At 34.6% G+C, this 12,307-nt stretch carries 11 protein-coding genes; 5 read left to right on the top strand and 6 right to left on the bottom strand.

All coding sequences use genetic code 11. The features are described 5' to 3' along the window. Positions 1-183 precede the first annotated feature (183 nt). From CKV71_RS09200 to CKV71_RS09220, 5 genes are all read left to right on the top strand, one after another. Positions 184-615, top strand: coding sequence for an RpiB/LacA/LacB family sugar-phosphate isomerase (locus CKV71_RS09200; protein ID WP_095106073.1), 432 nt, complete (start codon positions 184-186; stop codon positions 613-615). Between the two features lie 18 nt (positions 616-633). Continuing rightward, positions 634-1,149, top strand: a complete 516-nt coding sequence (gene lacB / locus CKV71_RS09205) for a galactose-6-phosphate isomerase subunit LacB (protein WP_095106075.1) — start codon at positions 634-636, stop codon at positions 1,147-1,149. After that, the gene (locus CKV71_RS09210) at positions 1,149-2,096 is read left to right on the top strand and encodes a 1-phosphofructokinase family hexose kinase (protein WP_095106077.1); all 948 of its coding nucleotides are present in this window, start codon (positions 1,149-1,151) and stop codon (positions 2,094-2,096) included. The genes lacB and CKV71_RS09210 overlap by 1 nt, the downstream gene beginning before the upstream one ends. Beyond that, on the top strand, positions 2,093-3,028 hold the full coding sequence (gene lacD / locus CKV71_RS09215) for a tagatose-bisphosphate aldolase (RefSeq protein WP_095106079.1): 936 nt from the start codon (positions 2,093-2,095) through the stop codon (positions 3,026-3,028). Before CKV71_RS09210 ends, lacD begins: the two co-directional genes overlap by 4 nt. Positions 3,029-3,220: 192 nt before the next feature. After that, complete coding sequence (locus CKV71_RS09220; RefSeq protein ID WP_095106081.1) at positions 3,221-4,510, top strand: arsenic transporter; 1,290 nt, start codon at positions 3,221-3,223, stop codon at positions 4,508-4,510. Between the two features lie 84 nt (positions 4,511-4,594). Here CKV71_RS09220 and lacG read toward each other — a convergent pair whose 3' ends face one another. From lacG to CKV71_RS09250, 6 genes are all read right to left on the bottom strand, one after another. Continuing rightward, positions 4,595-6,001 (bottom strand): 6-phospho-beta-galactosidase, encoded by a 1,407-nt coding sequence (gene lacG / locus CKV71_RS09225; protein ID WP_095106083.1) that lies wholly within the window; start codon positions 5,999-6,001, stop codon positions 4,595-4,597. Between the two features lie 146 nt (positions 6,002-6,147). Then, positions 6,148-7,842, bottom strand: coding sequence for a PTS lactose transporter subunit IIBC (locus CKV71_RS09230; RefSeq protein WP_095106085.1), 1,695 nt, complete (start codon positions 7,840-7,842; stop codon positions 6,148-6,150). A 15-nt stretch (positions 7,843-7,857) separates the two neighbouring features. Next, a complete protein-coding gene (locus tag CKV71_RS09235) occupies positions 7,858-8,187 on the bottom strand; it encodes a PTS lactose/cellobiose transporter subunit IIA (RefSeq protein WP_095106087.1) in 330 nt (109 codons plus the stop codon). A gap of 321 nt (positions 8,188-8,508) precedes the next feature. Beyond that, complete coding sequence (locus CKV71_RS09240) at positions 8,509-9,123, bottom strand: PepSY domain-containing protein (RefSeq protein WP_095106088.1); 615 nt, start codon at positions 9,121-9,123, stop codon at positions 8,509-8,511. Positions 9,124-9,337: 214 nt separating this feature from the next. Continuing rightward, positions 9,338-10,501: a serine hydrolase domain-containing protein gene (locus CKV71_RS09245; RefSeq protein ID WP_095106089.1), complete on the bottom strand. Its 1,164-nt coding sequence runs from the start codon at positions 10,499-10,501 to the stop codon at positions 9,338-9,340. Positions 10,502-10,560: 59 nt separating this feature from the next. Further along, positions 10,561-12,216 (bottom strand): phospho-sugar mutase, encoded by a 1,656-nt coding sequence (locus CKV71_RS09250; RefSeq protein ID WP_095106091.1) that lies wholly within the window; start codon positions 12,214-12,216, stop codon positions 10,561-10,563. Positions 12,217-12,307 lie beyond the last annotated feature (91 nt).

Genomic DNA, 12,307 nt, shown 5'->3' on the forward strand with positions numbered 1-12,307 from the left:
CACATTTTTCATGTGCGTTTTTTTATGTCTAATTTATGAAATTATCTCCTTGAAATCAGCTAAAACCCCCATTATATAAATACTCATTCATAAATCTTCTTCTACTAAATTGACAGATTTCATGGCAAGGTGTATATTCTAAATAAGAACAAAACCAAACAATTTCGAACAGGAGGATTTACTATGTCTATTGTTATTCATAGTGATGCACAATCACAAGAATTAAAAGATTTTATTTTAAAATCACTAGCTGATGCAGATTACGAAATCGAGGATTTATCAGCAAATAGTTCAGCAGAAACAATTGATGAGATTACTTTTGAGGTTACTCGATATGTTCAAGAACATGAAGGTACAAAAGCAATAATTATTGATAAGTATGGTATCGCACCGTTTATTCTTGCTAATAAACAAAAAAATATTATTGCAGCTACTGTTTCCGACGAACAATCAGCAAAAATGACGCATAGACACAATAATACAAACGTTATCGTTTTAGGCAGCGAAGTTGTCGGTAAATTAAATGCCTTAAACTGCGTGAAAGCATTCTTAAAAGCTGGATATGACGCTGGACGCCACCAAATCAGAATTGATATGTTGAATTCTTTATGTTAATAGGAGGATATTAAGATTATGAAAATAGCTATTGGTTGTGACCATATTGTAACTAATATTAAAGCAGAAGTTGCTACTTATTTAAAAAATAACGGACACGAAGTCATTGACGTTGGTACTTATGACTATGTTCGTACGCACTACCCTATTTACGGTACTCGTGTCGGCGAACTTGTTGCTAACGGAGATGTAGACTTCGGGGTTGCATTATGCGGTACTGGCGTAGGTATTTCAGCTAGTGCTGATAAAGTACCTGGAACTCGTGTTGCCCTTGTTCGTGACGCAACAAGCGCTCGTTTAGCTAAAAGCGAATATAACTGCAACATTATTGCTGCAGGCGGCATGGTAACTGGTGTAGATCTTATTAAAAACATCGTAGACACATTTGCTGAAACTGAATATGAACCAACACCTGAAAAAGAGGCACTTATTAAAGTGATGAATGACACATTAAAACCAGAAGATGTTCATTATTCACATGAAATGTTCGATGGATACTTAAAAAAATGGGATAACGGAGAATATCACGACTAATGACTTTCAAATTATTAACTGTAACATTAAATCCTGCAATCGACATCAACTATCCAATTAAGGATTTCGAGATCAACACTGTTCAACGTGCTACCGAAGATTTTAAATCAGCTGGCGGCAAAGGAATTAATGTCGCACGTGTAGCCTCTGAATTAGGCCTGCCCGTTACGTGCACAGGCATTATCGGCGGAAAATTCGGGGAATGGCTAACACACAATTTGGATGAAACACATATCAAACATGATTTCACTGTTTCCCCCGCTTCTACTAGACTTTGTATCGCTATCAACAGCGAAGGCAGTCAAACTGAAATTTTAGAAAGCGGTGCATTACAACCTGAAGAAATTCAAACAAGATTTTTAGAACATTTTAATACTATAGTATCTAACTATAACTTAGTAACTATTTCGGGGAGCTTGCCAAAAGGCTTTCCTGAAGATTATTACATTAAATTATTGGAAATAGCACATGCTCAGGATATTCCTGTATGTCTAGATACTTCTGGACAGGTATTGAATTATACAGTAACGCATTCAAAACATTGCCCTCCTCTCCTGATTAAACCAAATGATGAAGAAATCAAAGCAATCACAAGTTCAGATTCTATCAATCTAGCTAATCAATTATTAGATGATAGCTTGGCTCATATTCCTTATATTTTATTATCATTAGGTAAGAATGGTGCATTATTGCGCATCAAAGAAGAAGTATACAATATTGATATTCCTAAAATTGTTGCTGTCAATCCCGTAGGTTCAGGTGATAGCAGTTTAGCCGGCTTCAGCTACGGTCTTTCTAAAAATGAAAGCTTTGAATCAGCGGCGAAATTTGCAATGGCTGCTGGAATGGCGAACGCATTAGAAGCAAGAACTGGACATGTAGATTTAGATAATTTTAATAAATTTAGTAATCAAATAATTATTGAAAAGGTGGCAAAAACCTCATGACAAAATCCATCAAACCTTTATTAAATGACAAAAATTACATTGCTGCATTAGCAATCGACCAACGCGGTGCATTAAAACGCTTATTAGGCGAAGATGCTAAAACTGAAGACTTAGAACAATTTAAAGTTCATGTTTCTGAAGAATTAACTCCTTATGCTTCAAGTATCTTACTTGACCCTGAATATGGCTTACCAGCAACTAAAGTACGTGCTAAAAACGCTGGTTTATTACTTGCTTACGAAAAAACTGGTTATGATGCATCTGAACCAGGACGTCTTCCTGATTTATTAAACGTATGGTCTGTGAAACGCTTGAAAGAAGCAGGCGCAGATGCTGTTAAATTATTAGTGTATGTAGATATTGATGAAGACAAAGCTATTAATGACCAAAAAGAAACTTTTGTTGAACGCGTAGGTAGCGAATGTGTAGCTGAAGGTCTACCTCTTTTCTTAGAATTAGTATCATATGATGCGAACAACTCTGACAGCGGTTCTGAAGAATTTGCAAAAGTTAAAGCACATAAAGTTAACGAAGCAATGAAAAAATACTCTGAACCTCGATTCAATGTAGATGTATTAAAAGTTGAAGTACCTGTAAATATGAACTATGTTGAAGGATTTGGAGAAAAAGTATTATTCACTAAAGAAGAAGCTGCTCAAGCTTTCAAAGAACAAGCTGCTTCAACAAACTTACCTTACATCTACTTAAGTGCTGGAGTATCTGCAGATTTATTCCAAAAAACATTATACTTTGCTAAAGAAGCTGGTTCTACGTTTAATGGTGTACTTTGCGGACGTGCAACTTGGAGAGGTGCTACTGATCACTTTGCTGAAGGCGATGCAGCTGTTCAAGAATGGTTCCGTACTGAAGGTAAAGCAAATATCGAAGGTTTAAATAAAGTATTAGATGAAACTGCTACACCCGTTAAATAATTTAACTTCCTAAAGATCTTTCAAGGGCTTGAACATGAAAATGTTCGAGCTCTTTTTCTCGTAGTGAACCTGAAATAGCTTTAACCACTGTGATCGCATTCCCCTTCTCTTCTGTATGTACAAGGGGTTTATCGAGTGCTATCATAATGTATGTAAAAATAAATCTGATAAAGAAAAAAGGATTCTCTTATGATGGCTATTATTGCAATTATTATTTTTCTTTTAACACTTATTTTCATCATCTGGCAGCCGAAAGGTTTAGATATAGGTATTACCGCATCCATAGGTGCTTTATTAGCACTTCTTACTGGTGTAGTTTCTCTACATGACGCAGGTCAAGTAGCTCAAATTGTCTGGAATGCTACGCTGACATTTGTAGCCTTGATTATTATTTCGCTGATTCTAGATAATATCGGATTCTTTGAATGGGCTGCTATACATATGGTACATGCTGCTAAAGGAAGCGGCAACCGTATGTTTATCTATATCATACTATTAGGTGCTCTTATTGCTGCTCTATTTGCAAATGATGGTGCAGCATTGATTCTTACCCCTATTGTGCTTGCAATGGTCAGACACCTTAATTTTAATAAGAAATTCATCTTTCCTTTTATAATTGCTTGCGGATTTATCGCCGACACGACTTCGTTGCCTTTAATTGTGAGTAACTTGGTAAATATTGTTTCTGCGGATTATTTCAATATTAATTTTACAAACTACTCTTTACATATGGTTTTACCGAATATCTTTTCACTTCTTTCCAGCATCTTCATTTTATATCTTTATTTCAGAAGAAGTATTCCTAGACATGTGGATGTTTCAAATTTAGAGCTGCCACAGAAGGCTATTAAAGATTCCCGCCTTTTTAAAATTTCGTGGCTAGTTATTTTGTTTTTATTAATAGGCTATTTTGCAAGTGAATTCTTTGGCATACCTGTTTCATTAATTGCTGGAATTATTGCGCTTATTTTTCTCGGCTTAGCGAAAATGTCACCAGCTGTTAATACACGCAAAGTGCTGAAAGGTGCCCCATGGAATATTGTTATTTTCTCTATCGGTATGTATCTTGTAGTTTTCGGTTTAAAAAATGCGGGGATTACTGGTTTATTAGCTAGCTTTATCGATAACTTCACCCACTATGGTCTCTTCGCAAGTATTATGAGTATGGGATTTGTTTCTGCTTTCTTATCTGCAGTTATGAATAATTTACCTACTGTCATGATTGATGCCATAGCAATCAACCAATCGGCAGCACATGGCTTAATCAAAGAAGCACTTATTTACGCAAATGTTATCGGTGCAGACTTAGGCCCTAAGATGACCCCTATCGGATCATTAGCGACTTTACTTTGGTTACATGTATTAAGTCAAAAAGGTATGAAAATTTCTTGGGGTGTTTATTTTAAAACGGGAGTGATTATTACAATCCCTGTCTTATTTGCTACTTTGATTGGATTGTATTTAACATTGTTATTATTTTAATTGTTTGACGAAAGTATAAAAATACGAGCAGAGACATTTATTTGTCCCCGCTCGTATTTTACTTGGGCTGCTCCCTGCTCAAATTTATTTTCCGTAAATATCTTCAGATAGTTCTTTGTACCATTTTGCACTATCTTTGATATAACGTTTTTGAGTTTCAAAATCAATATAGAATAAACCATAACGTTTATTATAACCATTTGACCAGCTGAACATATCTTGTAATGACCAAACGAAATAACCTTTGACATTTACACCATCTACATAAGCTTTTTCAATAGCTTCAATATGTTGACGGATATAATCAATACGTTCTTCATCATGGACTTCACCATTTTCTTCTAAAACATCTTTATAACCTAAGCCATTTTCAGTGACATAGATTTTTTTGTAATTCGGATAGTCGTTTTTAACGCGTGACATTATATCGTATAGTCCTTGAGGATAGATATACCAATCCCAGTCATTTGTAGGAATTGCTTCATTTTTAACGACTTCTCCGATACCTTTAACGCGGAAGACTGAAGTTCCTTTTTCACCAGTACCATTATGATGGATATAGCTATCTTGATTATGATATTTAATCCAGTTACTTTGATAATAATTGATACCTAAGAAATCAAGTTGAGATGCCGCTTTACGCATTTCTTCTAATTCTTCTTCGCGGATATCTAATTCTGCAAACTCTTCACCTAAAATTTCTCGTACTACTGTTAATTTTTCCGGAGTGTAATAACCTAAGAAAGTACCATCTAACATAAATCCGTTCATAAAGATATCGTGCTTATAGGCAGCAATTTGATTTAATGGTTGATTATCAATACTGTAGAATTGAGTTAACGCATGAATTAAACCAATTTCTCCTTCGTAACCTTTAGATTTAAATAAATTCACAACACGACTATGTGCAACGATTTGATTATGTTGAGCTTGAAGACATTTTAATGTGTTGTATTGTTCACCTGGAGGGAAGGCACCTGTAATATATTGGCCTTGAACATATGCAATCGGTTCGTTGATTGTCATCCAATGTGTAACAATATCATGATATTCATCGAATACAAGTTCAGCAAAGCGTTCAAATGCATCCAACTGTTCTTTATTCAACCAATCTCCTTTTTCAAAAAGCGGTTCTGGTGTATCGAAATGATGCAATGTAACGTATGGTTCAACGCCATACTTGTGACAAGTTTCAAATACATTTCTGTAATATTCAATACCTTTAGGATTAACTTCGCCTGTACCATCAGGTATAATTCTTGACCAAGCAATTGAAATGCGGATACCTTTAATGCCGTATTCTGAAGCTAAGCGAATATCTTCCTCGTAACGATTGTAGAAATCACTTGCAGGATCAGGAGAAAAACGTCCTTGTTTTTCTAAAAATCCATCCCACAAAATACGTCCTTTACCATCAACAGTACTAGAACCTTCAACTTGATATGCAGCAGTTGCAGCACCTAACACAAAGTCTTTAGGTAATTTACTCATTATTAGCTCTCCTTTTGATTGTATTAAAATCTTCAATATTAATACTTTACTTATACACACAAATGGAGCCCCTTGCCGCTTATGCTGATTCGTGTTGTCGTGTGAAATGCAACAAGAGGCTGTTGTGTGTTACTTTAAATTAAATTTTATTTATTTTCGTTAATTTTTTCAAAAATCAATTTCATTGCGCCTTCTCCATCGCGAGTCAAGCCAATGTATTGTTTACCAGTTGTCGGTACTAATACAGCACCATATTGATCAGTGTATTTTCTCATTTCATCTTTCATTGCGTCCATTTGAGGAGCTAAGATAACGATATCCATATCTTTGATCAGATCCATATCTTGACCGTAAGCACGTGCTGTTGCTTCTAATGGAATATCATTATCTTTGGCATATTTATTTAAGCTGTTCGCTAAAATACCGCTTGTACCACCGCCAGCACATACTACTAAGACATTTGTATGTTCACGAGAGTTGAAATCTGGTGTATTCTCTTCTACTTCTACTGGAGCTGTTGTTGCAGCACCACCAGCCGCAGCAGTTGCAACACCACTTGCTTTAGCTAATTCAAGTTCTCGTTCTTCATCTAATTTCAATTTGTCATAAGCTTTGACAAATGGGAACCAGATTGAGAAGTCTAATACTAAGATAATTGCGATTAATAATAATGACAGTGTTGAGAAGTTAGAAGCCATATAGATACCGATCGGACCCGGTGTAGGCCATGGTAAGAAATGCATAAAGCCGTTCATTCCTAAATTATCAACAAAGAATTTTAAAATCCATGAGTTTAATATCGGCGTGATAATGAATGGAATCATGAATACTGGGTTTAAAATAATAGGAGCACCGAATAATAATGGTTCATTAACCGCAAAGGTTGTCGGTATAAACGATGCTTTACCCACGGCTTTTAATTCAGGTGATTTACATAGTAATATAAACATGTAAGGAACAAGTAATGTTGCCCCTGTACCACCAATAAGTGCTACAAAATCTTGTGTAGACTGAGTCAACGCATAATGCGCATGTTCTCCTGCTCTGAATAAACGTAAGTTTTCAACTTGGTTATTGTACATAATCGCAATAACAGCTGGTCCGACAACCGATGGACCATGCACTCCGATAAACCAGAAGAATGCCATGAAACCAAAGATAATAGCAAATCCTAAGTATCCGTTAGCTGCTCTGAATAATGGAGATAACAAGTTAGTCACTAATTCTGCTGTATTACCTTTTGATAATGCTCTTACAACGATGTCTACAATCCAGAAGAATGTTACTGAGAATGCAAATGGAATCATGTCTTTAAATGCTTGCGCAATGTTACCTGGAACTTGAGGCGGCATCTTAATAGTTATATTTCTGCCAATGCAGAATTTATAGATATTAGGTACGATAAATGCTACTAAGAATGCTGCGATTAATCCTTTAGTACCTAACAAATCAATGCTGATACCATCTTTAATAGGTTTTACAGCTAAAATTAATAAAGAAGATTCTGCTGCAACGAAAGTTGAAATCACATTGATTTGGTTCGTTTTCGGTAATTTCAAATTTCGGTTATCTGTTAAAGACTTAGTAACTGTACCAGCCATGAAGACGGCTAACATACCCATTGTAAAGTTATAAACTTTCATAATGATATCTTCAATATGTTTAGGCCAATGGAAACCCCAAACATTTGGTACATATGCTACTAGGATAAATAAAGATGAAAAAAGTACGACGGGCATTAATGCTACGAAACCATCACGGATTGCTGCTAAATAAGGGTTAGAAGCAACCTTTTCAAAAAATGGTTTCATTTTTTCGATCATTTTGATTATTTTATTCATGCTGTCACCTGCTCATTAATGTTTTAAATCATGGAGTTGTTCATAAAGATCGATCATATAATTTGCTGCATCACGTAAAGCCATTGTTGTCATCAAATGGTCTTGACCATGTACCATGATAAAACTAATATCAGATGCTTCTCCTGCGGCTTCTTTAGCTAACATTTGTGTTTGTTCTTTATGAGCTTCAGTAATAAAATTATTGGCTTCTACAATATGCTGGCGTGCTTGTTCAAAGTCATTGTCTTTAGCTGCTGCTAAAGCTGCCATTACCTCACGACGTGCATCTCCTGCTATTGCAACAATCGTGAAACCAATCATCATATTTTCTTCTTTGTTACTCATGATGTTTCCCCCTCATGGTGTAATTAGTTATTATTTGTAGATCAACGAAAACGAACTTACCTCAACTATAAAATTAAAATCGCAGCATTTTATTTGTTCGTTAATGTTCGTTTTTGTTCACAATAATAATGTAACTTTTTCCCATGATATAGTCAATTCAAATTTCAAAAAATAATCTAGTTAGCAACGAATTTTGACAAATAAGTTACATAATCGCCAGAGAAATTGACAGCGCTTTATTTTTCGTCTCCATTTTCCCTTTTAAACATTAAAAAAGCTGCCTAGGATTGCTCCTAAGCAGCTTTCTTTAAGATTTAGTCATTAATTATCTTTTTCGTTTGATAACAGTTTTCCATTTTTAGCATCGTAGCTGAATTCGTGTTTGTTATTACCTTTTTGTAAATCTAAATCATATACGAATTTTCCTTGGTCATCGTCTTTTGATAATGACCATTCATTAATATCGCCATCAAAATCGTTTTGTGCTTTTTTGATAATTTCTTTATATGGCTTGAAGTCTTTATATTCGAATGATTTATTTTTATCATAGTCGTCTTCTTTTTCAGTAGACTTGTGCATCAACTTGCCATCTTTTTGATTAATAACGACTTCAGCTTCTTCACCTTGTTTTTGTAGATCAACTTTATATGCCCATTTACCTTGTTCTTTTTCAAATGATATTTCTTTTACTTCACCATCATATTCTTTTTTAGCAGTTTTTACTGCCTCTTCTGGTGTTGTTTTAATGTCACTTAATTTGATTGTTTTACTATTTTTTCCTGTTTCAGAAGTACTTGATGTGTCACCTGATTGTTTTTGCTCAGTTTTGTTGCTGTCGTTGTCTGATTTCTTGCCTTCATCACCTGAACCGCCTTGTCCGCAAGCTGCTAAAACAACGCCTGATGCAAGCAGTAATGATAACATTTTTGTCTTCATATCAATTCCTCCTCGTTTAGTAATTATTTACCCGAATGTAAAGGGATTATTAAGGGAATTTTGAAAAATAGTGTAGACCTACATCGTAAAACAATACTTTCACTTATTTTTGTTGCAGATATATTTTAAATGTTTCTTTCATGAAAAAAAGACGTCGAAAAGGAAAACATTATATTGTTCTCCTTTTCGAACGTCTAATTAATTTAAAACATTCCTATTGTGGTGGTAAAGGTTTAGCTTTTTTAAATAGGAAAGGTTGTTGATGCAACATATTTTTATATATATGGAAAAGTAATTTTTCATTTTCGGTTCTAGATTTTTGGTAATTGGTTGCCATCACTACTACATAATCTTTATTAAAGTAAGATGTAACGGTTTGTCCGAAGAAAACACCATTAATTCTGTTTGCAGGGCCGTCGGAATAGAAACCGTAACGATAGTCACCTGGATACTCATTAGTTTTAACATCATAAAGTAATGGATTAGTCACTTTTTCAGGGAAGATTTTATACTGTTGTAAATCAATGACTAATCTTGCTAAATCTTTTGGAGCCATGTATAAATTACCAGCACCATAGTATTGATCTAAAAACTTAGGCTTTTGAAAGGCTTTCATTTCATTATACCCTTGAGCCATATATGGAGTGAAGGTTGAATCATTATAAAATGCTGTACGTTCTAATTCATAAGGCTTGGCAAAATTATCATTAAAATATTTTGCATAAGGTTCTTTGGTAACGACTTCAATTACACGGGCCAATACAATATAGTTACCGTCATTATACATATGTTTATGATACATACCCGGCTGTATACCTTGTTTTTGCAACCATCTGGATGCTCCATCTATATCATGAACTTGTCCTGTTGCTACATATTTTTTCAAACCGCTTCTATGTAACATAAAGTCTTTTAAATAAAGAGGTTTACTTGTTTTAAACCACGGCAGATATTTTGTAATCGGATCATTGATATTAACTTTTCCTTCAGTTTCTAATTTTTTCAACATCAGACCTGTAGCAAATTTCTGAGCAGAACCAATGAGATACATAGTATTAGGAGAAGATTTTTTTCCACTTGCAAAATCTTGGAAGCCGTACCCCTTGTTCAACATAACTTTTCCTTTATAGTAAATTGCAATAGAGCCATTATATTTAGATTTTTTTAGATACTTATCAATATTCTTATAAACAGGTATGTCTTTATTCTCAACTGTTTTGTAATCCACATCTTCCTTAGCAACATGGCCTGTAATTTTCTTTTCGCTTAAGTCAGTGTGTCGATTATAATCTCTTCGATTTAGAACAAATAACATAGCAGCTACTAAAATAACGACAGCAATTATAAATAGTGAAATTATTTTTATATTTCTTTTCATTTTATCCTCTTTGAGTACTGGTATTTTTCTATATAATAGTCATTCTTCGCCAACTAGACTCATTTAGACAAATAAGTTGATCTAAATTCATCTATCACCTGAGTTAAGTCCCCTACATTTAAAGAGAAGTAAACTTTTATTTTCGGCTCGGTTCCTGAAGGACGCAATGCGATAAATCCTTCTTCAAAAATAAATCGGATCAGATTTGCTTTTGGCAGTACCGTAGCACTTTTTTCCTCATTCTCAATATCTGTAATTAATTCAGTTTGATAATCTTCAACTCGTTTGACTTTTAATCCGCAAATTTCATCAGGAGTATTAACTCGGAAATTCTCAAGTAAGTCATTCATTTTTTGACGTCCAGCTTGTCCCTCAAATTTTGGAGAAATCGTACAGTCTTTAAACGTACCAGTAATGTTATAAATTTCATTTAACAAATCTTGGAAATTCTTTCCCATTTTTGTCAATTGATTTTTATATTTTACAACTAATGGAATCATTTGTATAGCATCTTTATCTCTTGAAAATGGAGCAGCCAAATAACCATGACTTTCTTCATATCCTAAGACTAATGTTTCATTAAAATTTTCTTTTTTCTGCAATATTTCAGAAATATACTTAAAGCCTGTTAAAACTGTATGGTTTTCTATTTCTAATGCTTGTGCTAATCGATCACTCGCTGCACTACTTACGATTGATTTCACCATATATAAAGATTGATTTTCACTTTGCTCTTTAATATTGTCATAGCGCAACTTCAATAATAACAATCCAATTTCATTTCCATTAAAATAACGGTAGCTTCCGTCCGCGTAACGTTCAATCATACCAAAACGATCGGCATCAGGATCAGTAGCCAACACAAGTTGCGCATTCTCTTTTTCAGCTAGGCGCAAACTATAATCGAAAGCTTGTTCTTCTTCTGGATTAGCATACGCTACTGTTGGGAAGCTACCATCTGGACGAGATTGCTCTTCTTCTATTACATAATTGTGATATCCCAAATCATCAAGGATATCTGAAAGTAAAGGAAGACTTGTACCGTGTAAACTTGTCAGCACAATTTTATCTTGCTGTGATGGTATACTTTGAACAAGTGATTCCACCGCCTTGCGATAAGCATCGCTTACTTGTGGATTCAGATATGTAATAAGACCTTTGCTTAATCCTTCTTCAAAGTTTCCGCCTTCTAATTCCAATGGATCTTCAATTTGATTAATATATTCGCTCAGCATTTCTGATGCTTCAGGCAATAATTGCCCTCCATCTGCACCATACACTTTAATTCCGTTATACTCTTTAGGGTTATGGCTCGCAGTAATCATTACACCCGCATCTGCTTCTAAATATCTCACTGCAAAAGAAAGCTCTGGCGTCGAGTTATAATGTTTTCCTACTACTGCTTGCAAGTCATATTGAGACAATATAGCTGCAATTTCGTGCGCAAATTCTTCTGATAAAAAGCGAGTATCGAAATGAATCACTACTTTCGAACCTGGTTTATGTTCATTTAAGTATTTAGCTAATCCAGCTGCTACTTTGCGTACTGTAAACGCATTTAAACGTCCTGGTCCTAGGCCTAATAAGCCGCGAATACCGGCTGTGCCAAACGCCAGCGTCTCCTCAAATCCTTCAGCACGTGATGTTTCATCTTGGTTATTATAAAAATCTGAAACTAAACTTTCTTCAAGTTTATTTTCCCATTTAATTCTCATTTGTATTCTCCTTCCAGACTGTTTCCGTTTATTTTCTATCCATTAAGTATCGGAGTTTTAACAATACTATTATATCTTATCAGTTAAATTA

The sequence above is a fragment of the Staphylococcus piscifermentans genome (assembly GCF_900186985.1).
Lineage (GTDB): Bacteria > Bacillota > Bacilli > Staphylococcales > Staphylococcaceae > Staphylococcus > Staphylococcus piscifermentans.

Coding starts and splice junctions, on each gene's coding strand:
- CKV71_RS09200 (WP_095106073.1), top strand. CDS start 184: ATGTCTATTGTTATTCATAGTGATGCACAATCACAAGAATTAAAAGAT.
- lacB (WP_095106075.1), top strand. CDS start 634: ATGAAAATAGCTATTGGTTGTGACCATATTGTAACTAATATTAAAGCA.
- CKV71_RS09210 (WP_095106077.1), top strand. CDS start 1,149: ATGACTTTCAAATTATTAACTGTAACATTAAATCCTGCAATCGACATC.
- lacD (WP_095106079.1), top strand. CDS start 2,093: ATGACAAAATCCATCAAACCTTTATTAAATGACAAAAATTACATTGCT.
- CKV71_RS09220 (WP_095106081.1), top strand. CDS start 3,221: ATGGCTATTATTGCAATTATTATTTTTCTTTTAACACTTATTTTCATC.
- lacG (WP_095106083.1), bottom strand. CDS start 6,001: ATGAGTAAATTACCTAAAGACTTTGTGTTAGGTGCTGCAACTGCTGCA.
- CKV71_RS09230 (WP_095106085.1), bottom strand. CDS start 7,842: ATGAATAAAATAATCAAAATGATCGAAAAAATGAAACCATTTTTTGAA.
- CKV71_RS09235 (WP_095106087.1), bottom strand. CDS start 8,187: ATGAGTAACAAAGAAGAAAATATGATGATTGGTTTCACGATTGTTGCA.
- CKV71_RS09240 (WP_095106088.1), bottom strand. CDS start 9,123: ATGAAGACAAAAATGTTATCATTACTGCTTGCATCAGGCGTTGTTTTA.
- CKV71_RS09245 (WP_095106089.1), bottom strand. CDS start 10,501: ATGAAAAGAAATATAAAAATAATTTCACTATTTATAATTGCTGTCGTT.
- CKV71_RS09250 (WP_095106091.1), bottom strand. CDS start 12,216: ATGAGAATTAAATGGGAAAATAAACTTGAAGAAAGTTTAGTTTCAGAT.